The sequence below is a fragment of the Bacteroidia bacterium genome (genome assembly GCA_040880525.1).
Lineage (GTDB): Bacteria > Bacteroidota > Bacteroidia > CAILMK01 > JBBDIG01 > JBBDIG01.
On the sequence record JBBDIG010000026.1, the window covers coordinates 48,680 to 69,760 of the forward strand.

The 21,081-nt window shown below is 46.2% G+C and carries 19 protein-coding genes; 4 read left to right on the forward strand and 15 right to left on the reverse strand.

What is annotated here, in order from left to right; all coding sequences use genetic code 11:
* Positions 1-347: 347 nt before the first annotated feature.
* From WD077_07525 to WD077_07555, 7 genes are all read right to left on the reverse strand, one after another.
* A complete protein-coding gene (locus tag WD077_07525) occupies positions 348-557 on the reverse strand; it encodes a hypothetical protein (GenBank protein ID MEX0967071.1) in 210 nt (69 codons plus the stop codon).
* Positions 558-619: 62 nt separating this feature from the next.
* The gene (locus WD077_07530) at positions 620-2,308 is read right to left on the reverse strand and encodes a hypothetical protein (protein ID MEX0967072.1); all 1,689 of its coding nucleotides are present in this window, start codon (positions 2,306-2,308) and stop codon (positions 620-622) included.
* Between the two features lie 4 nt (positions 2,309-2,312).
* Positions 2,313-3,362, reverse strand: coding sequence for a FecR domain-containing protein (locus tag WD077_07535; protein ID MEX0967073.1), 1,050 nt, complete (start codon positions 3,360-3,362; stop codon positions 2,313-2,315).
* A 56-nt stretch (positions 3,363-3,418) separates the two neighbouring features.
* A complete protein-coding gene (locus WD077_07540) occupies positions 3,419-3,997 on the reverse strand; it encodes an RNA polymerase sigma-70 factor (GenBank protein ID MEX0967074.1) in 579 nt (192 codons plus the stop codon).
* Positions 3,998-4,141: 144 nt separating this feature from the next.
* On the reverse strand, positions 4,142-4,873 hold the full coding sequence (locus WD077_07545) for an NYN domain-containing protein (protein ID MEX0967075.1): 732 nt from the start codon (positions 4,871-4,873) through the stop codon (positions 4,142-4,144).
* A 183-nt stretch (positions 4,874-5,056) separates the two neighbouring features.
* Positions 5,057-5,998, reverse strand: coding sequence for a hypothetical protein (locus WD077_07550; GenBank protein MEX0967076.1), 942 nt, complete (start codon positions 5,996-5,998; stop codon positions 5,057-5,059).
* 63 nt (positions 5,999-6,061) lie between these two features.
* Positions 6,062-7,246: an acetyl-CoA C-acyltransferase gene (locus WD077_07555; protein MEX0967077.1), complete on the reverse strand. Its 1,185-nt coding sequence runs from the start codon at positions 7,244-7,246 to the stop codon at positions 6,062-6,064.
* 98 nt (positions 7,247-7,344) lie between these two features.
* Here WD077_07555 and WD077_07560 point away from each other — a divergent pair, with 98 nt between their 5' ends.
* The 4 genes from WD077_07560 to rimM all read left to right on the forward strand — a co-directional run bounded on the left by WD077_07560 (position 7,345) and on the right by rimM (position 11,227).
* On the forward strand, positions 7,345-9,441 hold the full coding sequence (locus tag WD077_07560) for an HDIG domain-containing metalloprotein (protein MEX0967078.1): 2,097 nt from the start codon (positions 7,345-7,347) through the stop codon (positions 9,439-9,441).
* A gap of 69 nt (positions 9,442-9,510) precedes the next feature.
* Positions 9,511-9,891, forward strand: coding sequence for a DUF3276 family protein (locus WD077_07565; GenBank protein MEX0967079.1), 381 nt, complete (start codon positions 9,511-9,513; stop codon positions 9,889-9,891).
* A gap of 169 nt (positions 9,892-10,060) precedes the next feature.
* Entirely contained in the window at positions 10,061-10,654 is a 594-nt protein-coding gene (locus tag WD077_07570; GenBank protein ID MEX0967080.1) for a 30S ribosomal protein S16, read from the forward strand.
* Between the two features lie 9 nt (positions 10,655-10,663).
* Positions 10,664-11,227 carry a ribosome maturation factor RimM gene (rimM, locus tag WD077_07575; protein MEX0967081.1) on the forward strand — a complete coding sequence of 188 codons (564 nt, stop codon included), beginning with the start codon at positions 10,664-10,666 and terminating at the stop codon, positions 11,225-11,227.
* A 74-nt stretch (positions 11,228-11,301) separates the two neighbouring features.
* Here the strand turns inward: rimM and WD077_07580 are convergent, their stop codons facing one another.
* The 8 genes from WD077_07580 to WD077_07615 all read right to left on the reverse strand — a co-directional run bounded on the left by WD077_07580 (position 11,302) and on the right by WD077_07615 (position 21,062).
* Positions 11,302-12,720: a sugar transferase gene (locus WD077_07580; GenBank protein ID MEX0967082.1), complete on the reverse strand. Its 1,419-nt coding sequence runs from the start codon at positions 12,718-12,720 to the stop codon at positions 11,302-11,304.
* Positions 12,713-13,546, reverse strand: coding sequence for a hypothetical protein (locus tag WD077_07585; GenBank protein MEX0967083.1), 834 nt, complete (start codon positions 13,544-13,546; stop codon positions 12,713-12,715). The genes WD077_07580 and WD077_07585 overlap by 8 nt, the downstream gene beginning before the upstream one ends.
* Before the next feature lie 23 nt (positions 13,547-13,569).
* Complete coding sequence (locus WD077_07590; protein ID MEX0967084.1) at positions 13,570-14,550, reverse strand: Gfo/Idh/MocA family oxidoreductase; 981 nt, start codon at positions 14,548-14,550, stop codon at positions 13,570-13,572.
* A gap of 60 nt (positions 14,551-14,610) precedes the next feature.
* Positions 14,611-15,204, reverse strand: a complete 594-nt coding sequence (locus WD077_07595) for a DUF3575 domain-containing protein (protein ID MEX0967085.1) — start codon at positions 15,202-15,204, stop codon at positions 14,611-14,613.
* A 10-nt stretch (positions 15,205-15,214) separates the two neighbouring features.
* A complete protein-coding gene (locus tag WD077_07600) occupies positions 15,215-15,853 on the reverse strand; it encodes a hypothetical protein (GenBank protein ID MEX0967086.1) in 639 nt (212 codons plus the stop codon).
* A gap of 11 nt (positions 15,854-15,864) precedes the next feature.
* Entirely contained in the window at positions 15,865-17,232 is a 1,368-nt protein-coding gene (locus tag WD077_07605) for a right-handed parallel beta-helix repeat-containing protein (GenBank protein MEX0967087.1), read from the reverse strand.
* Between the two features lie 139 nt (positions 17,233-17,371).
* Positions 17,372-18,073 (reverse strand): phosphoribosyltransferase family protein, encoded by a 702-nt coding sequence (locus tag WD077_07610; GenBank protein MEX0967088.1) that lies wholly within the window; start codon positions 18,071-18,073, stop codon positions 17,372-17,374.
* 193 nt (positions 18,074-18,266) lie between these two features.
* Positions 18,267-21,062, reverse strand: a complete 2,796-nt coding sequence (locus WD077_07615) for a Calx-beta domain-containing protein (GenBank protein ID MEX0967089.1) — start codon at positions 21,060-21,062, stop codon at positions 18,267-18,269.
* Between the last annotated feature and the right edge of the window lie 19 nt (positions 21,063-21,081).

Genomic DNA, 21,081 nt, shown 5'->3' on the forward strand with positions numbered 1-21,081 from the left:
AAAAATTTAGCTATAAGGTTTTCGGACTGCTCTATTCACGTTTTGATCTCGAACTAATCATTTGCTGAAAACTTCATTTTAGTTTTCGTAAATCTTCTTCAAACGAGGTTTCTAAGTCGCTTGCAGGGTTTTAAAGCTTTCAGGGAAACCCGTTGGTACAAAAAGGGCTGAAGCCCTAAAGAAACTCTTTCTTTTTTACCCTGTCCTGAAGGACAGGGCAACTGATTTTGTCCTGAAGGAAAGCGTTCCCAGCGGTCATCCTGTATGGGGCGAGCGAATCCGGCAAATTTGATGTTGCAAAAAAGGCTGTGGTTGGTCAACTGCCGGGAGAAATATAGTGGGTGGGATTATAAGCGTAAACCGGCATGCCAGCCTATCCACATTTGCACTTGCGTCCGGTTGCCGCTCCTTTCATAAAAAGGCGAACGTGCCCATCGCGAGGCAAACCGTCCATCATCATTTTGGTATTGAGAGACGAGTACATTGAGGGCCGGGCCTGCATTCACCACGAGTTGGTTGGTGATATAAAAATTTAGGTTGGTATTGCAGCGGCTCAACAAGTTCAGGGCATCCAGCCATTCCTTGCGTTCATTCAGGTGATTAGCTGTGACGTCCAGATTTAGTGCCCATCGTTTTGATAATTTGAATTCAGAACCAAATCCGTAGCCGAAGCTCCAGGCGTTGTACCAGGGATGGACAAATGAATCGGTGCTGATGGTGAGGCCGGCTGTAATAATATTGTAGAAATGCCGGCTCCCCCGGTTTTGAAAGCAAGATTGGAGTGCATCACATCATTCGTAAAGAGTTCAAATTCATGGAAGCCGTGGCGTGAAAAGCTCAGGAAACCGAGGGCAAGACCTGCCGTGCTATCGCTGAGGTTGAGGAAACCTATCTGCATCCCGGATACTTTTCTCGCATAATTAACAAATCCGCTTACCTGCGTTCCAGCTACATCTTTGGCGGCAATATTTGCAAACCCGCTTACCTGTACACCGGCTACATCTTTGGAGGCAATATTCGCAAATCCACTAACCTGCACACCGGCCACATCACCTGAAGCCACATTGCTGAAACCTGCTATCTGTGCTCCCTGAATTTTTCTTCCATAGTTGAAAAAGCCACTGGCCTGGCAGAAATTCACATCCTTAGCGGCAATATTGGAAAATCCGGAAACCTGCATTCCGTCCACGTCCTGTGTGCTGACATTGGAGAACCCGGCTGCCTGCACGCCTGTGATCTTTCCCTTTACAACATTTGAAAAACCTGCGGCCTGAAGCCCGCGAATGGTATCGAGCGTTACGTTGCTGAAACCTGCTGCCTGCACCCCGGAAAATGACCCGCGCAGATTATTGAAGAATCCTGCGGCCTGCAAACCGAGCAATCGCCCGCCTACCACGTTCCCAAATCCGGCTGCCTGCACTCCCGTAACGTGCTGTCGCACAATGTTTAGAAAACCGCCAGCCTCCACTCCTTTGACCGCGAAGGAGTAGCCGGCCAGCACATTAATGGAAAGGTCGTTTTCCAGAGATCCGCTCATTAGGCTGTTGGTGCTGATGCCGGGCAGGAAGGAAATCTGTATCGGCACATTATTCAGGAGCGAAAGCATATTGCGCGAGTGTTGCATTTGACGGTCAGGCACAATCAGCTTTACTATTCTGACATCCTCTACGGCCTTTATCGGTGCCATATCTTCCGGTGCAACCATGCGAAGTTCAATGCGGGACAAGGAATCCTGAGGGAGCAGCTTTACGTTCAGATCTTTCCGGCTTTCGGGTTTTACCACCAAAAGCGTATCAAAGTAAGCCCGCTTGCTCACGCCCAGTCCTAAAAATTCTTTTTCGGTAGAAACGGTGAGTTCGTAAAAGCCGGAACGATCAGTAAGCGCCACATTTTTCCCATCTATATCATACACTGTAGCATGTGGAATGCGCTCTCCGGTGCGGCTGTTCTCTATATATCCCGAAATGATATAGCGGCTTTTTTCCTGAGCAAATGACCGGACCGGCAGCAAGATGAGATGGCTTCCGCTGACCCGGTACTGCATTGGCCGTTTCAGCAATGCATCCAGTACCAGCTTTACTGGCTGCCCTGTAACGGATAACGAAACCGGGCTGTCCAGCGGCAGCTCGGCCGGATTGTAGGAAAAGCTAAATAGTCCCTGCAATTCAGTGCTCTGCAGCGCCTGCTTCAATGGCAGGTTGCTGATTTCCAGTGTAATCTTCCGTTCCAGAATTGGTTCCTGAGCATTGAGAACAGATGCAGTTCCGAGCAGAAAGAAGAGAAGGGAGTTGAGGAGGTGAGATTTCATGGTTTTAATGGCAACCTTTTCCGTCAAGCAGAATTTGATTGGATCCGGAAATTACTTGCAACTCCAGTGTCAGTGCAATTACACGCAATACATCCGGCAGAGAATCGTCCCGGAAAGTGGTGGTGAGCCTGCAATCTGCCAGTGAATCGTTTTGCAGGCTGATGTTGCTGCCGTAGGCATGGTTCAGGTCTTTCACAACTTCGGCCAGCGACATATTTTCGAATACGAGTTTCCCGGTGTTCCAGAACAGATCATTTTCGGTCAGCCTGCCCCCTTTTTCAACCTTGCCTGTTTTACGGTCGTAGATTCCGGTTTCACCTGCTTTCAGCAGCACGAAAAGTGTATCAGCATTAAGAGATGAAAGCTTAACAACGCCTTCAGCCACCTGAACCTCCACCCGTTCATTTTTTGCATCAACATTAAAAGCCGTTCCCAGAACGGTGATAAGCGCTTGATCCGCTTCAATTATAAAAGGTTTGTTTGCATCAGGTTGCACCTCAAAATATGCTTCTCCCTTTAAGCTCACTTTGCGCTGGTTCCCGGCAAATTCAGCCGGGTAGGTGAGCGAAGAATTTGCATTTATGGCAACAGCAGAGCCGTCAGGGAGCGTTTTCTCCACTTTGCTTGATGTGGCCGTCAGCGTAATTGGAGCAGCGGTGGGTTGAGAAATAAGGTAAATAAGTACCGCAATTCCGGCCAGCAGCGTAACGGAAGCTGCAATCCACCAGGTTCTGCGCGATCGATGCCGGGAGATTTCCTGAGCCACTTTCTCGCTGGGTTGTGAAGATCCAAGCTTGCGAATGTTGCTGCCGCCCTCAGAAGCCTTTATCCGCAAATCCAGCTTGAGCCAGGCAGCATCGGTATTAAATTGGGGGCCGGAAGAAACATTATGTGATTTTTCCCAAATGATCAATGAGCGTTCATACTGCCTTCTTCTCTGGTCAGATACGGCAATCTCCTTCTCAAAAAGGATTTGCTCAGCAGGGGTTGCTTCTCCGGCTACAACTTTAGACAGCAGTTCTTCAAACTCAATATTTTCAAAACAATCATTCATTCAAATCTTCTTTACCGCCTCTATTTATCTTAAAGACAATTGAAAACTGGCTAACCCTACAGCGTTATGATTTTTTTAATCCATAAAAGAAAAAGGGCCACAAATGGAAGATAGTCTGCAAGGCGCTGCCTCATGTGTTTCAGCGATTTGCTAATGTAGCTTTCCACTGTTTTTACGGAGATGCCCATTTCGTCAGCAATTTGCGAATATTTGAGGCCTTCGGTCCGGCTGAGTTCGAATGCCTGCCGCTGGTTTTCCGGCAATGCTCTTATGGCTTCCCGGATGCGCACTTCCAGTTCATGGTCAGCGATCTCCTCTGTCGGCATTTCGCCAACCTGCTGATCTGCCTGATATTTCTGTCGAACCTTCAAATGTTTCAGATGATTGAGGCAGCTATTATGCACCGCACGGTAGAGATAGGATTTTTCCGAAGTTTCAATGTTCAGTTCCCCGCGTTTTTCCCAAATACGGAAAAAGACATCCTGTACTATTTCCTCTGACTGGGCGGGTTCTTTCAGGATTTTCAGAGCATACTGGCACAGTGGCTCATAAAACTTCCGGAAAAGCTGCTCAAACACCTGCTTGTTGCCAGCGCTGATCTGCTGAAAAAGTGGGGTAGAAGTGACGGTTTGCAAGTTGATTCTGAAAAAGGGCTGCAAAGGTAATATCGTCTCCCCCGGAATTATGCTAAAACCGTTGTGGTGATTTATGAATATTTCACTGGGCTATCCAGATGACGTATAATGAGATAGCCCGCGTTCACAGGAATACCACCGGGTTTAAAACTTTACCTCAACGATACGTTTTGCCACCGGGCCTTTCGGGCCTTCATCCACGCTGAACTCATAAATTCGGTCGAGGTAGAAGTTCTTATTGTTGCGGAGTTCACTTAGGTGTGCAAATACTTCTTCATAGCCAAAATCGGCATTAATATACCGGAGGAAGGAGAACTTATCCTCCACATTGTAACAGATGCCACGATAGCGCTCGCCATTTTTTCCGGGATGTTTTATTGGAAGAAGGTCGGGAATGATGAATCCGGGAATGTAATGATCGCATTCGCTGATAAGATCACCGGAAATGTTGTTGAAGGCGATCAGTTCCACGCGAACGCCTTTATCCTGCACAGCCTTCACTACGCGCTTAAAGTCTCCATCACCGCTCAGCAGGAAAACCTTATCCAGATTGCGCGACTGGATCAGCATATCTACGGCAAGGTCCAGGTCGGCATTGGCTTTTCCGTAGCGTTCGCCTTCCTCATTGGTGTACCACTTCACGTCTTTTCTCAGGATCTTGAATCCAAAGTGGCGGACGATCCGGAAATACGAATCCTGTTTTTCACGATATTCTTTATCCTGCTCAGCTTTTTGCGCATCATAAGAAATGTATGTGTTAAGCCGGACCAACTCGCCTCCGCCAATGCTGCAAAAATCTTTTAAAACATCATAACGCATATTAAAGCCACCACTATAGGCAAGGTTTGCAGCATCTATGTATATTCCTATCTTCATTTTCTTTTAATTATTTTTCTTTTTAATTATAAATTTCCGCCAATGTAAAAGGTTGAGACGGTTTGGAAGTTTTCCGGCTTCCTTTTTTTCATGTTTTAATAATCACCTGAACCTTGTTTGTCAGGGTAATTTCCTGTTTATAATCGAAACCCGAAAAACCGGTATCTGGGGCTGGGTGGAAGTTTACCGCGTGTTATATTGGAAATCTTCCATTTCGATCTTCTTTTTATAGGTTTCAAAAAGAAGTTCCTTTCTGATCCACTTCCCGCGTTTGTAGATGAAATAATCGTATGATCCGTCCGGAACGTAGGTGAATTTCTTGCCCTTGCTTTTTTCGTCAGGCGGGGAGAGATGGTCGTAGGTAATAATATTGTGGCGCGGGAGGTAATCCAGCGCCATTACCGCCTGGTTGCTGAATTCAAAGATCACCCGTGTTTTTACGGTGTCTTCCCCCCATTCAAACATTGGTGCTCCAAAAACCGGCAATCCCTGCTCATTGAAGGTGAGCACATCTATGATCTTTTTATTGCTGATGTGAGTGCTTCCATCCCAGCCCAGCAGTGTGTAGAACTTTTGCCTTTTATGCTTTTCTTCGATCAGCGCATAATATTGTGCGCCATACCAGTTTTCGTGCGTCAGGATCGTGTCTTCAGCCAGCGAATCAGGAATGTTGTCAGACCGGTCAAACAGCGGAAAGAGCATAAGCCTGTTTTTGTAGTCCAACTGGATCGCCCCATAATAACGGAACGTCTGGTCGTCAAACTGTAGATTCCAGTTATATATTCTGAATGACTGGTCTTCAGGCTTCAGCTTTTTCATGAATTTCAGAGAATCGAAAGGATAATCGAAAGAGCCCCGAAACTTGAGCGTTTTCACCAGCAGCGGAATATACTTCATCACCGCATTGGCCCGTACGTCTTCTGACTGCCCGCCCAGCATCGAATCGCCAATTTCTTTCAGCATCATCTCATATTTCATGAGGCTGTCAGTTTGGGGCTGTGAAAGTTCTTCAGGAAAATCGGCTTGTCCGTGAACAGCCCGTGTGGTGAGAAGAATAAAAAGGAATGGGATCAGAAAATATTTCAGCATAAAAAGCAAAATCATGGTATCAAATAAAAACCCCACGGAAATGTGGGGTTTTATTGATTTTACAACTTATGTGCCTGCACTGATAAAGGCCGGCAAGGATCATTGCAAATTTTCAATCACCATAGCTGATGCTCCGCCACCGCCATTACAAATTCCGATAACGCCATACTTGCCTTTCTTCTGCTTCAGCACGCTGGTGAGCGTTACTAAAATCCGGGCGCCACTTGCTCCCAGCGGATGGCCCAGAGAAACCGCTCCGCCAAATACGTTGACCTTTTCCGGATCCAGATTCAGTATGCGGTTGTTGGCGACCGATACCACCGCAAATGCTTCGTTGATCTCAAAGAAGTCAATGTCGCTAAGGCTCAGCGATGCTTTTTTCAGCGCCTTCTGGATGGCTTCAGCCGGAGCAATGGTGAAACGTTCAGGTTCTTTAGCCGCGTCAGCATAAGAGATGATCTTAGCCAGGGGTTTTACGCCCAGTTCTTCAGCTTTTTCCCGGCTCATCAATACGATGGCTGCTGCACCGTCATTCAGGGTAGAAGCATTGGCAGCCGTAACCGTTCCGCCTTCCTTTTTGAAAACCGGGCGCAAAGACGGGATTTTCTCAAATTTTACTTTCCGATATTCTTCATCTTCAGAAAAGGTCACCGTTTCCTTTCTTCCGGCAATTTCCACAGGTATTACTTCATCCTTAAAGCTGCGGTTCTCCCAGGCTTTTGCCGTGCGCTTGTAGCTGTTGATTGCGTATTCGTCCTGGTCTTCGCGGCTCACACTGCATTCATCCGCGCACATTTCTGCGGCACTGCCCATGTGGAAATTATTGTACACATCCCACAGGCCATCCCTCACCAATCCGTCAATCAACTGGCCATGGCCGAGGTTGTAGCCAAAACGGGCTTTTTCAAGATAATAAGGCACATTGCTCATGCTCTCTGTACCACCGGCAACTACCACGTCATTATCTCCCAGTAAAATGGATTGTACGCCCAGCATCACTGACTTAGAACCCGAAGCGCAAACCTTGTTGATGGTAGTGCATGGAGTGGTGTTGCTGATGCCGGCACCCAGGGCTGCCTGGCGGGCAGGAGCCTGGCCAAGATTAGCTGAAAGCACATTTCCAAAAAATACTTCCTGTACCTCTGCTGCTTTAATTCCCGCCCGTTCGATGGCCGCTTTGATGGCAATGCTTCCGAGCTTAATGGCTGATAGTGAGGCAAGCGCCCCGTTATAACTGCCAATGGCGGTTCTTACTGCAGAAACGATATAAACTTCTTTCTTCATTTTGAATTTAATTGTTTTCTAATAGATGGTAAGCAATAATTTCTAATTTCGCTGCTTAGCGGGCAAAGGTAAGATACACCGCAGTTCCCAAAACCGATATGCAAAACTTTCTGACCTTCATCCGGAGGAGACATAAACTCATCATCCGGCATTTGTTCATCCTTGGGGCTATCCTTCTCATCGTTTTTATCATTCCTAAAAAGGGCCGGTTTAAATATGAATTTGAAAAGGAGAAACCCTGGCTTCATGACGATCTTCTGGCGCCTTTTGATTTTCCCATCGAAAAGTCTCCCGAAGAAATAGAACTGGAGCGTGAGGGAATTCGCGAAAATTTCAAACCCTATTATTTGCGGGATTCGCAAATAGTAAAGGATAAATTGGAGGCGTTTGCAGATGCCCTTCATAAAAATCTGGAGGATGAACCTGAGGCCGTACAAAAGAGGCGTGAGGAGATACTGAGAGAAGGAGAAAAACTGCTCGAAGAAATATATGAGCAGGGCGTTGTAGAGAATCAGGTGAAAAACAGGAACCCTCCCGAATTTAAGTTGATTGTGGTTGACAGGCAAACCCGGAGGGCAAGAGATAGAAGCCTGCAGGAATTGCTTTCGATCACGGAAGCCGGAAACTATGTCTCTGAGCAGGTGGAGGAGGATACACTGCTGAAAAAGCAGTATTTCCTGAATCCATTGTTGTCGTCCATCACAAATAATATTTACTACGATCAGCAACTTAGCCAGGCCACATTGCAGGACCTCATGGAGAACGTTTCGCTTACGCGCGGACTGGTGCAGGAGAACGAAAAGATAATATCCCGTGGAAATATCGTTACGCCTGAAAAATATCAAATTCTGCTTTCACTTAAACGCGAATATGAACAGCGCATAAGCAAAGGAGGAAACATTGAGATATTGCTTGGGTACTTCATTCTTATCACGCTTATTTTCGGCCTTTACACGGTATACATCCATATTTTTGAGCCGGTGGTGCTAAAGACCAACCGCAATACTATTCTCACGCTGGTCAATATCATCATCTTTATTATTATCAGCATTTATGTAGTTCAAAATCCTTCGTTAAATATTTATGTAATTCCCTATTGTATTTTACCGATCGTGATCCTGGCCTTCTTCGGATCGCGGGCAGCTTTTCTCAGTATATTGCTTGTAGTGCTGATCGTGGGCCTCATAGCGCCCAATGCGTTTGAATTTATATTGATCCAGTCGCTGGCAGGGCTTACGGCAGTTCTGAGCATGTTGCGGATTCGCTACATCAGCCAGTTTTTCATTTCCACCATGCTGGTTTTTCTTTGTTATCTGCTCACGTTTTTCGCTATCAACTTTGTGCAAGGCGTGGAGATCAATGCGATGCCGTGGGATAGTTACCTCTGGTTTGGCGGCAATTTTATCCTGACGTTGCTGGCCTATCCGCTCATCTATGCGTACGAAAAAGCATTTGGCCTGGTGTCAGATATTACCTTGATCGAACTGGGCGATATTAACCGGAAACTGCTACGAAAGCTGTCACTCAAGGCACCCGGTACTTTTCAGCACAGCCTGCAGGTGAGCAACCTGGCCGAAACATTAATCACTGAATTGGGAGGAGATGCCTTGCTGACGAGAGTTGGCGCACTCTATCACGACATTGGGAAGATGGAGAATCCCGGTTATTTCATAGAGAATCAAAAATTTATGAAGAACCCACATGATTACCTTGATGAAGCGGAAAGCGCACGCATTATCATCAGGCATGTTTCAATGGGAGATGAAATGGGTAAAAGCTATGGATTGCCTGAAAAGATCATGGAATTTATCCGCACCCATCACGGCACTTCCCGCGTGGAATATTTTTATCAGAATTACCTGCGCAAAAATGTGGGCCAGGAAACTACTGATTCCGGTTTCCGATATCCGGGGCCGCGGCCTTCTACCAAGGAACAGGCGGTGGTGATGATCGTAGATTCCGTTGAAGCCGCATCCCGCACGCTGAAGCAGGTGGAGGAAGGAACGATTGATAAATTGGTGGATAAAATAATTGATAATAAAATAGCCGACCACCAACTGGCAGAAGCTGATCTTACACTTAAAGAGATCAGCCATATCCGGTCGCGCCTCAAAAAGTTGTTGTCCAGCCTTTATCACATCAGAGTGGAGTATCCTGAAACGGATGAGAGTAAAACACCAGCCGAGGGCTTGTAAAGTCTGTTTCATTTTTTATATTTACCCCTCATTCACATAAAACGAATGATTCTAAAAAAATGAAACCAGATGCAGGACGACAAAAATTGGAACCGCGAGGAGAAGCGAAAAACTAATGATAAGCAGGATATTGTTTTTTCTAAAAGAGTGAAAGCCGGTAAAAGAACCTATTTTTTTGATGTGCGGGCTAACCTTTCAAACGATTATTATGTAACGATTACAGAGAGCAAGAGGAAGCATGACAACATTTTCGTCCGGCATAAACTCTACCTCTATAAGGAGGATTTCAACAAATTTGCGGAGGGCCTCGAAGAAGTAGTCAGCTACATTAAAGAGGAGCTTCTTCCAGAATTCGATTATGAAAAGTTCGATAACAGAGACGAAGATGATCCCGGTTATCCAGATTCAGACATTGAACAGGATGAGTACCCTGACGATCAGGTGAAATGAACCACTGCTGCGGGATGGCTGCCGTTCCTGATATGATGACATTGATGCGAGGGTAGTAAGTAAGCCTTGGGTTTCTGGGGAAAATTTATAGGATACGTCCATATTGCTCATTAGCTCCTTTTTCACCACCTTTGCACCCTTAAAAAATTAACACACATAATTTCGACTTATGCCAGTTAAAATCAGACTGCAAAGACACGGACGTAAAAAGCTGCCTTACTACTACATAGTGGTGGCCGATTCGCGTGCACCCAGAGATGGTAAATTCATTGAGCGCCTGGGCGCTTACAATCCCACCACTGATCCTGCCACTATCAATATTGACCAGGAGAAGGCGCTGGATTGGCTCAGAAAAGGAGCTGTACCCACGGATACTGCCCGTGCAATTCTTTCATACAAAGGCATTATGTACAAGAAACACCTCCAGCGGGGTGTTGACAAAGGTGCATTAACCCAAGAAGATGCCGACCAAAAGTGGAACTCCTGGATGGATGAGAAGAAAACCCAGGTGGAAAGCAAAGTGGAAAGGCTTGCTACAGAAACAGAGAAGGAAGCAATAGAGCGCCTGGATCGTGAAGCGAAGGTTTCAGAGAAACGCGCGGAGGCGCTAAAAGCAAGGCGCATGGCCGAAATAGAAAGCCAGGCTCCGGCAGAAGAAGAGACCCCTGAAGAAGAAGCTCCTAAAGAAGAGGCTCCTAAAGAAGAAGCAACTGCTTCCTCAGAAGGTGCTGATGAAGTTGCTGAAAATAAAGAGAAAGAGTAATGTTGCTAAATGTTCCATCCTAAGGAATATCTCCGGGTTGGGACCATCCTGAAGCCTCACGGCCACCAGGGAGCGGTGAAGGTTACTGCGGCTGCCGCAGTACTGGATTTTCTCAAATCAGCTATAGAACAAGGGAACCGGTTTGTTTTCATTGAGATAATGAAAAAACCGGTTCCTTTTTTTATGGAATCTCTTACGATGGCGGGAGAGGAGACGGCCATCCTGAAATGGGAAGATGTGGACTCACCGGAAGATGCGCTGAAATTGCGCTCTCACGCACTTATGCTGCCCATTCACGACTTGCCCATGGAGTTGCAGCAACAGCCTGAAAATTTTGATCTCGAAGGTTTTGCCTTATTTAATTTAAATGGTGATGAATTAGGCATCATTGAGGAGGTGATGGAGAATTCATTGCATTCATTAATAAAAGTAAAAGTTGAAGCGGGGAAGGAATTGCTGCTGCCTCTGCACGAGGATTTTATAGTGGAAACAGATGTTGAAAACAAAAGGATCACCGCAAATTATCCTGATGATCTGTTAAATTTAAATAACACGGGAACGGATCCAATTTAATAAATATTAATTGGGGATTAAATAAATTACTGATTATTGCCAGTTGCCAACAGCTAAAAGCCAATAGCCAAACTCTATTTCCCTTTTCCTTTTAAAATTATAACCAGTGTATAAAAGAGAATTTTAATATCCATTGCCAGAGACATATTTTCAATATAGAGGATATCGAATTTTAGCCGTTCTATCATCTCGTCTACATTTTCTGCGTAGCCATATTTTATCTGGCCCCAACTGGTAATGCCGGGCTTCACTTTTAGCAGGTGCGTGTAATGTGGGGCGGTTTCCACGATCTTATCAATAAAGAATTGCCGCTCAGGCCGGGGACCAACGAGCGACATTTCGCCAATCAACACATTGTAGAACTGTGGCAGTTCATCCAGCCGGTATTTGCGCAAGGTCCGTCCCAGGGAGGTGATCCGCGGATCTTTTTCGCTGGAGAGCTGGGGGCCAGCCTTTTCTGCATCCGTATACATGGTGCGGAATTTATGAATGTAGAACGGCTCTCCATACTGGCCGATGCGCTCCTGCCGGTAAAAGACCGGTCCTTTGGATGAGAGTTTAACCGCCACGGCCAGCGCTAAAAACACAGGAAATCCGATGGTGAGGATGAGCACCGACCCAACAAAATCCAGGATCCGCTTCAGGTTTTTCTGCCACTCCGGCATTATTTCCGGGCGTATTTCTATAAGTGCCGTCCCAAAGAGGTAATTCATTTTTACAGAGCCGGCAAGGATATCATACATATCAGGAATCACCTTAATGATGATCCCTTCGCCTTCGAGGATCGTGAGTACTTTTCGCAAGTCTTCGTGCTGTGATGATTCAATGGCGATAATTACTTCCTCTATCCTGTACCGCTTTATCAGCTCCTTCAGGTCGAAATAATTGCCCAACGTGGGCACCAGACCGTTTAGCGCATCTCCATCATCCTCATTAATGGTTACCGCTCCAACAATGTGATATCCCTGAGAAAATTTCTCGCTTTCCAGTTCTTCGTAGAGGCCCCGGGCTTTTTGGTTATTGCCTACCAATAAAGTGTTAAAACCAATGATGCGTCTCTTCAGCTTCCTTTTCAGGCGGGTAAGCAGAAAGATGCGGAAAAAGCTGACAATCCCGAATTGTAGCAGGAAAAGCACAAGAAAAGTGGAGCGGTAGGCATGGTAGGAGGGCACCACATCATCGAGCAGCAGCAGAAAAAACAGCAGGATTGTGCCCAGGAAAACCACCACCAATGTCAGCCCCAGTTCGCGGAGCCTCGATTTCCTGTAAATGCCTTTATAACTTCCCACCAGCCAGAAAAGCGAGATCCAGAAGAGCGGGATGAAAAGCATCGCCAGATAAAAGTTCTGGTCGAAATCGAAGATGGGCACTTCATAGCCATACTTCTCTGGTTCCACCACTATCTTGCGAAAAGCATAGAACAGCCCCCAAGCGAGGGCTGAAGCCAGGTAATCTGCAATTACGTACTTTATGACTTCCCTTACCCTATTCAAGATACAGCAGCTTTATGTTATCCAGCGTAATGCTTTGTCCCCCGGCAGTTGACTGTGCTCCTATGAAAATCCGGAAGGAATAAAAATCATTATAGCCTGAAATCAGGGATCCTGCTTCTATATAGATTTTCTTCCAAACGTCCGTCAGGTTCAATACCACTAAGGGCTGCTGTATCGCCTGGGCCTGGCTTTCTGCAAAAATTCCTACGGTAACGTAAGCTTCACACTTAAAATCCATTTCCAGGAATATGGGCCTGCCGCGAGGCAAATTAAACAGTTCCGTAGTCATCATTTCAAATAGCTGCTCACCGGCATCGAAGGTAATGCGTAATGAAGAATCGCCTTCAAATACATGGGCCGGATCTCCGGTGCGGGCCAAGGGATACTGGCTGTTGTTAGTGGCATTGAAATTCAACGCCACGCCATCAAAGTTTTCTATAAATCCAAATTGTGTGGTAGATGTATACTTGAATACCGGTTTTATGGTGTCAACATCCGTTGGATCCAAATTTAATGTGACCTGATAAGGCTGGTAAAATGGATAGATCACCCTGGTATTGGCAATACCATTTTCCTTGATGCCCGGCTGCACCACAATTTCCTTTGGGCCGGCAGGCAGCACCGGGAAAAGCGCGGGGAGTTCAAATACACCCACAGATTTTCCCTGGGCTATCATCCACGCATCCGTGATGTTGTGGGAGTTGCTTCCCTGCCCCGTGGTGGTTTCCAGGCTCACTGAATCTATCCGGATGTAGGACGGGATCTCTTCTGCGGGATTAATGGTTTCGCAACCCTGAAAAAGGACGGGAACTAATATTAATAACAAAAAAAGTTTTGAGGCATCCATCATTAAGTAAAAGAATAATGGTTTATTTTCTCAAGAATTTGATGGGCCAGTTTCAGGGAATTATAACCATCCCGAACGGTTACAACGGGCACTTCATCATTTATAATGGCCGCAGCAAATTTCTCGAGTTCCATTTTAATGGCGTTTACCTCTGGTGAAGGTGGCTGGCTGTAGGCTATCTGTTTGCGTGCTTTCCCTTCGCCCGGATCAATTACAAAACCAATGGGTGATTGCCCTTCTTCCAGTTCTGAGATCTTGAAGATCGCAGCTTTCTTCGTCAGGAAGTCCAGCGTGATATAGGCGTTTTTCTGAAACATTCGCATTTTCCGCATCTTTTTGAGGGAAACGCGGCTCGCGGTAAAGTTCACAACGCTGCCGTTTTCAAATTCCACGCGGGCATTGGCAATGTCAGGCGTTTCGCTGATCACCGGAACTCCGCTGGCGTGTATGGCCTTCACCTTCGATTTGATGAGGCTGAGGACAATATCTATATCATGGATCATAAGATCCAGCACCACTGATACATCTGTACCGCGCGGGTTGAATTCAGAAAGGCGGTGCGTCTCAATGAATTTCGGCTGAATATCATAATCCGCAATGGCGAGGTATGCGGGATTAAACCGCTCCACATGGCCCACCTGTGCTTTGATGGATGATGCCTCTACAAGATCCATGAGTTCCCGCGCTTCCTCAATGGTGTTGGTAAGCGGTTTTTCTATGAAAATATGCTTGCCGTGATCAAGTGCCAGTTTTGCGCAATCAAAGTGGGAAAGTGTGGGCGTTACAATATCCACGGCATCCACCTCCCTGATGAGTTCGTGAATGCTGTCAAATGCCTTTACTTCAAGCTCCTGAGACACGGCCGCAGCCTGGATGGCATCAGGGTCAAAGAATCCGGTAAGCTGGAATTCCTTTACTTCTTTGAGTAACCGAATATGAATTTTGCCGAGGTGGCCGGCTCCTAAAACACCTATTTTCAACATGGGGATGGATTTCCGCAAAAGTAGCAGATGAACGGGTGATGAAAAAGCGGGGAAGGCCGGTTACAATCCTAATCCCACAGAGAAGCCGGCTTTTGGATAAGGTCCGTTGTAGGCCGGCTCCAGAAAGTTCAGCACCGGCTCGTAAATCTGGTTTGCGTTAGTGCTGGTGCTGTATTGAACGCCACCTCCTATATAAAGATCAATATTGAGGTTGGCCAGTGCAAAAATTTGTACGCCAAAAGTTACACCTCCGGCATATATGTGATAGTCCGCTTTATCCTCAAGGGGCTCAGGCCTTGAATCGCTCGTGGTGAGCGCCTGATAATTTATAAAAGTTGACATATAGCCTCGCTGGCGGTTTGAACTCATAAAGTCCATCAGGCTGTTAAAAAATATCCGCCATTTCAGTTCCGCCATATAGCCCTCGTGTTTTTCCTGCTGAAGGGTGCCGGAAGTAATGCCGGCATCCAGTTCGAGGCTGTGGCGTGATGAGAGAATGCGCTCGTAACCGGCATAAAACGTTGTGGTGATAAAATATTGAGGATAAAGCCGGATGATATCCTTATTCGTTTCGAACACTTCATTTTCCTGTGCCTGCAATGTCCCCGTGCTGATTCCAAGAAATATACAGGTGATGATTATTAAGTTTTTCATTTTTTTAATATTAAAAATTAATACCTATCTGAGCACCAACTCGGGGGAAAATACCCTCATACGCTGGCGAAGTTAACGGAACATCGCCTTCTTCCGCAAGTGTAGGATCCGGGTCCTTAATATCGGTAAACTTTATTCCGCCTCCCACATAGAAATTCACGTGCAGCCATTTATAAATGCTTGCAACCAGCCCCAGCGAAGTACCAATCGCATAAGACTGATATTGGGCGTTTATATATTCAAAAGTTGTATGAGTTGGAGTTTGAAATTCCTTACGATAATCTTCATGGAGATAACTGTAGTGCAGAAAAATCCCGGCATATACACCCTTTAATTTCCAGTCAATGCCGGCAGTATCATTATTTAAAAAATTACTCAGATAATACTTCCGTATTTCGGGTTGGATCAGAATTCCTGCTGTGCGCTTATCATTTGCTTTTGAAACAAAACCCGTGTTCAGCACAAAGCTTCTCTGATAGGTTTTATTAAATCGTTCCAGCCCTAGGTAAACATTTCCGTCAAAAAAGTGAAAGGGACTTGCATAAAGAAAGTTTCGCCCAAGTCGCTCCTCCACCATCTGGGCTTTGAGCGGAGCGGCAGCCACAAGAATGGCGAGCAGGCAAAGGCTCAGTGAGAATTGTCTTTTCATCGTTTTGTTGGTTAGTTAAATTCATAAGCGCCTATATCCGGCTGCTGATCGCGAAGCTTTCCTTCCAGGTCGGTTTGAATGCCGGCATCCTTTCCTGCATCAATAGCAGGAGAGGCAGTGTCCAGATGATAATCATATTCAAATGCATCCACAAAGCCGGGATCTAGGTTGAAAAGGTTACTGCCGGCAAACTGTCCGGTGTTCAGCGTTTTTATCAGACAATGGTCAAAATTAACATCAAAATCTGCAACATTATGGTCAACTAATTCTACTTCATCATCCAGGCTGCCATCTATGATGCAGTTTACAAACCGGGCTTCCACTATTGTACCCCTCACATCAGGATCCGTAGCAATGATAACTGAAGGTTCCCTGCGATTAAAAACAAAGTTATAGTTGGCAAACGTGCAGTGTGTAAAGCTGTAATTTCCTCCGTAATTCGTAATGAAGGCATTCCTGCCGCAGTTATTGATCAGTACGTTCTCAGCCTCTACGGTGGAGGCAACAGCCAGGATGCCGTATCCCGTCATATTCTGAATGATACAGTTTTTTACACTGAGGCCGGAGGCATTCAGAAAGAGTGTATCATTATAAGGATTAAATCCGGCTGTAATGCCGATGGAACCATTCTTTATCTCAGCGTGCTCAAAACTGTGCTGTTCGCCTGTAGGCAGCAACAGGATGCCCAGCCACTGGCCCGGAACTTCGCTATAATAATCTTCCAGCCGGTCTCCCTGGAAAATCACCGGATTGTCCAGGGTTCCTCTTACTTCGAGCACTCCCCGCACATAGATGCCGGCATTGTTGTGGGCGTAAATTTTGGTTCCCTCCCTTATGGTGAGTTTGCAGCCGGCCTTCACCAGCACCGAATCATAGATAACGATGGGCAATCCTTCCGTCCATGTGGTATCGCAACCGATGGCCGTGCTGCGGAAGAAATGTGCATTTTGTCCCCAAGCTACGAGCTTAACGTCCTGCATATTGCCATTTGTAAGAAACACCAGAGAATCCTTTATGATAAAAGGATTAAGTGAATTGTCAGGGTCAATGTTCACATCTACAAAAACATACATACTGTCTCCGGCCTCAAGAATGGCCGGGCCGGTACTGAGTACGGGTTCGCCATCCACATTTACCCGGAACTTTGAACTACCGCCACCTGCCAGGAATATTCTTTCAATTTCAACATTCCTTTTATTCAGGTTATACACCTTAAAATTGATGGTGGCCGAGCCTATCGAAGTAAAAACGGTATCGAATAAAACCGTGTCAGTATTAAACGTAAGCTTAGCATTGGGATCGGTGGTGATATTATCTTCTTTGCGGCAGGACAGAAAAAGGAGGGAAAAAAGCAAAGGCAGGAACAGAATATATTTCATGCAAATATGTAGGTCAGTTTCAAATTGAGGATATGGGAAAAGCCGGCTGCAAAATAAAGGCCTTTGACGTGAATACAACCTATCGTACAGGCCAACAGATGCAGTAACGAACAAGATAGGTTGCACCCGGCAAGCAAAATCAACCGGCATAGGCCAGCGTGGCGATACTCACTTTAGCACCATTGGCGCGTAATACTGCACGGGCACAAGCCTCCAGCGTGGAGCCGGTGGTTACCACATCATCTACCAGCAGCACATGTTTGTTGTCCAGTTCATGGCCGGGTTGCAGCCGGAATATATCTTCCACATTCTTCCACCTGGCATAGCGTGATTTTTTGGTTTGTGTAGGATTGAAAATCGCCCGCATCACCGAATCCGTATCCATGGGAATTGCGAGCCCTTCCGCCATGCCCTGGCCGAAAAAGGCGCTTTGGTTAAATCCCCGTGCACGGAGTTTCCTTTCATGCAGCGGCACCGGCACTATGCAGTCGAATGAAAAGCCATCTTGCAGCAACTGCGATCCATACCAGCGGCCAGCCTCCACTGCAGCCTCTTTCTGCTCTTTATATTTAATATTGTGGAGCAGGTGCTGCACTTTGGAGCTTTTCCTGAAAAAGTAGAAAGCAAGGGCATACTTAATATTCACCCTGCCCCAGAATACTTTTTCCAGTTCATGATATTGTTCGTTATGAAATCCGGTTTCGGGCAGTGAGAAGCGGCAGTTCAGGCAGATGAAACCTTCATCCGCAGCCAGAACGTCATCGCAGGCTGCACATAGCCGCGGATAAAATAAATCAAGGACATCGCGGTAAACGGAGTAAAAGAAGCTTTTGGCTTGCATTTACCGAAAGTATGCAGAATACCTGGAAACCAGTGCATTCATATTTTAAAACACTGAAAATTTTAAATTGAATTTTATAAAAAAGAGGCTACGCTATACCTGACCTATTTATATGTTTTTTTAAGCAAAAAAAAGAAACCCCGGAAGGGCATACATTGCCTTCCGGGGTTTGCAATTAAGAACCTTTTGAAGCTTACTTCTTAATAAATCTCTGGGTGGCAGTGCCATCCTTAGTCGAAACATGGAGCAGGTAGACACCTTTCTCCAGATCGGCTATATTGATCATGGTGGCGCCCGGTTGCACATTCACCAACTCCATCACCTGCTGGCCGAGTAGGTTGGTGAGGCGTACCACATCCAGGTTTTCACTGGCTTCCAGCGTCAGTATATCGTTGGCCGGATTGGGATAGATAGAAATATTGCTGAGCAAGCCTTTTTCTTCCATTCCAATCGGATCGTCATCAATAATAGTGACGATCATCACTGAGTCTCCGAGGCTGGCGTGGTTATCAGGATTTCTCAAGACCAGGACAATGGTCTCGTTCGGTTCTGTCATGGCATCCTCTATCAATTCCACCGTCACAGTTTGAGATGTGCTGGAATTGGCGGGGAACGTAACGAACGTTGGTGTGAAATCGAAGTCTGTTCCGCTGTTTGCAGTGGAAGAACTGCTGAGGTCTACTTCTACCGATGTGGCCCTGTCGTTTTCATTGGTGAGCGTGATTATAATATCAATGCTGGAGTCCGCTTCCTGGTAGGCTACAGAATCAATAGAGAAAGAAATGGTGGGATCGGTGAAGGAAATGATGTCATTTACGTCCCGTGGCAGGAATTGGTATCCGTCCAGCAAACCATCACCATCATTCCCGTCAAACTGGCCTCCAATGCCAATGGCGATGAAAGTATCCATCGGGGCGGGATCATCATAAAGATCTACATCATCGTCAATCCTCATAGCGATCGTATCACTTCCGTTCGTAACGTCCACGTTAAATCCGGCACCGGCACTTGTCCATTGAGCAGGATTTACCAGCCATGCCCTTCTGAATCTAACGATTTCACCTTCGGTATTTTCTCCAAGTTCCTTAATTGTCATAGGATCTGGTAAGGCATTTCCTGATGATATATGATCAATGGAATCGGCTTCAATCTGGCCCAGGCCTCGAAATTCGTCCACCTTGCCCCATACCACGATACTGTCTCCACGGGTAACTGAATAATTCAAATTTTCCTCTGAATAAATATGCATCCCGGCAGTCCTGTCATAAATGGCAAACAAATAATCATTTGTACTGAAATTGTCAGAAGTTACAACTCCGCTAATCCTTATTCTTTCACCAAAATGGATATAATTGCCCATTGCATCTACGTTGTCAGCCGTATCAATGGTGTAATGATGATATTCATTGTCGTTAATGGTGATGGTATGCACCGAATCGCCAAATGATCCTTCGGAGAGATCCTGAAGCAACAGAACGATCTCTTCCACTTCTTCATAGCTCATATCATCTATGATTATGACTTCCGCAAACTGCGAGGTGGTTGTGTTAGCAGGAAAGGTTAGGGTTTGCGGAGTAAAGTTAAAGTCTGCACCCGGAGTAGCCGTAGTACCTGAACCATCCAACGCCACATCCACGGTGATCGCATTGTTGCTTTGGTTGGTAATAGTTACTTCTATATCCAGGGTATCCTGCCGTTCCGTGAGGGTTGTGGTTCTGGAATCAAACGAGATAACAGATCCGGGAGGAGGAGCGACACAATCACTGGTATGTCTGCCCAGGAAGGTGACGTTATCCTGGCTGCGCACATCCCAGTCATATTTCCAGGTAAGGCTGTCAGTGGTTCCCCGTTCCACCGAAGATTTCCGTACGAGCGTATAATTCTGCGTAGTCCCACCGGAAATATTCCAGAAGTCTCCGGGGTCCTGGCCCAGGATTCCAAAAATATCCAGCGTATCTCCTGTGCTTACATCAACTAAAATTAGCGCGTCATCTCCGTTAAAAAAAGTCATAGAGTGGAGCGTATCTGATTCCGCTATAATAACGGGATCTACCGGCTGTCCGCTTGTAGAAGGATTTCCAATTACGTAAACATCGCCTGAGTTTAACATTCCCGTTAATTGGAGTGAATCATTGGCTGAAGTTGCACCATTATTAAAGCGGTATAATTTGTAATCACTAAGATCAAGCGTGGCTGATGTAGGATTGTAAATTTCAATGGCCTTGTTGTTTCCGCTGCCTTCAATGTACTCAGAGAAAAATGGAGCAGAACAATCCGCAATCGGTGGTCCGCTGGCATCTCTGGCTATAATCTGGAAATCATCAATGGCGAGCGCGTCATCCGCACCTGTAATATTCATGTCCTCAAACCGCAACCAGCCGGACTGCCCGTTCAGGATAGGTGAAGGAAGACTAACCGTCACTGAAACCCGCGTTTGATTATCAGGCAGGTTTCCATTGAGTACTCCCGTTGCACTATCGTTGTGGGGACTTACCAGCGTATCCACATTTACCCAGATTCCGGAATTTAAAGGGCCTCCGGCAAAGAAAGGGCTGGCGGCAACCAGGATCGTATCCAGCCGGCCTGTGCTGCCTATCTTCCACAATTCGATTGTAAAACTTATTTCTATAGAATTAATGGCCGCACCCGTGTTATTGCTAAACTCTACTCCGTAATAAGGGTCGAGGGTATTGCTGGCGAGGCTGCCAAGCGCACGTTCACTGTTGCCTGTCATTCCATAGCTATAGATGTTTTCGCCACCGCTGCTGCCGTTGTCTGCTTCATAAGAGCCATCAGCCGCACTGCTGGATCCTGATTCAGTTATGGCCCACCCGGTGGGGAGCGAACTGGAAGTACCAGAATTTGCAAGGCTATTAAAGCCCTGGGTATGAGGTGTGTTCAAGCTGTTGATCATCACCTGTGCCTGTGCTTCGGTGAATGCGGCAATGCTAAATGCCATCACCGCAATTGTCAAAATTCTTCTCGTCATTGTTTTTTGGTTTACTGTG

Excerpts from the sequence above, each read along its gene's own strand:
- WD077_07565 (MEX0967079.1), top strand. The coding sequence starts at position 9,511 with ATGCAGGACGACAAAAATTGGAACCGCGAGGAGAAGCGAAAAACTAAT.
- WD077_07535 (MEX0967073.1), bottom strand. The coding sequence starts at position 3,362 with ATGAATGATTGTTTTGAAAATATTGAGTTTGAAGAACTGCTGTCTAAA.
- WD077_07530 (MEX0967072.1), bottom strand. The coding sequence starts at position 2,308 with ATGAAATCTCACCTCCTCAACTCCCTTCTCTTCTTTCTGCTCGGAACT.
- WD077_07560 (MEX0967078.1), top strand. The coding sequence starts at position 7,345 with ATGCAAAACTTTCTGACCTTCATCCGGAGGAGACATAAACTCATCATC.
- WD077_07615 (MEX0967089.1), bottom strand. The coding sequence starts at position 21,062 with ATGACGAGAAGAATTTTGACAATTGCGGTGATGGCATTTAGCATTGCC.
- WD077_07545 (MEX0967075.1), bottom strand. The coding sequence starts at position 4,873 with ATGAAGATAGGAATATACATAGATGCTGCAAACCTTGCCTATAGTGGT.
- rimM (MEX0967081.1), top strand. The coding sequence starts at position 10,664 with ATGTTCCATCCTAAGGAATATCTCCGGGTTGGGACCATCCTGAAGCCT.
- WD077_07595 (MEX0967085.1), bottom strand. The coding sequence starts at position 15,204 with ATGAAAAACTTAATAATCATCACCTGTATATTTCTTGGAATCAGCACG.
- WD077_07570 (MEX0967080.1), top strand. The coding sequence starts at position 10,061 with ATGCCAGTTAAAATCAGACTGCAAAGACACGGACGTAAAAAGCTGCCT.
- WD077_07600 (MEX0967086.1), bottom strand. The coding sequence starts at position 15,853 with ATGAAAAGACAATTCTCACTGAGCCTTTGCCTGCTCGCCATTCTTGTG.
- WD077_07590 (MEX0967084.1), bottom strand. The coding sequence starts at position 14,550 with ATGTTGAAAATAGGTGTTTTAGGAGCCGGCCACCTCGGCAAAATTCAT.
- WD077_07610 (MEX0967088.1), bottom strand. The coding sequence starts at position 18,073 with ATGCAAGCCAAAAGCTTCTTTTACTCCGTTTACCGCGATGTCCTTGAT.
- WD077_07605 (MEX0967087.1), bottom strand. The coding sequence starts at position 17,232 with ATGAAATATATTCTGTTCCTGCCTTTGCTTTTTTCCCTCCTTTTTCTG.
- WD077_07555 (MEX0967077.1), bottom strand. The coding sequence starts at position 7,246 with ATGAAGAAAGAAGTTTATATCGTTTCTGCAGTAAGAACCGCCATTGGC.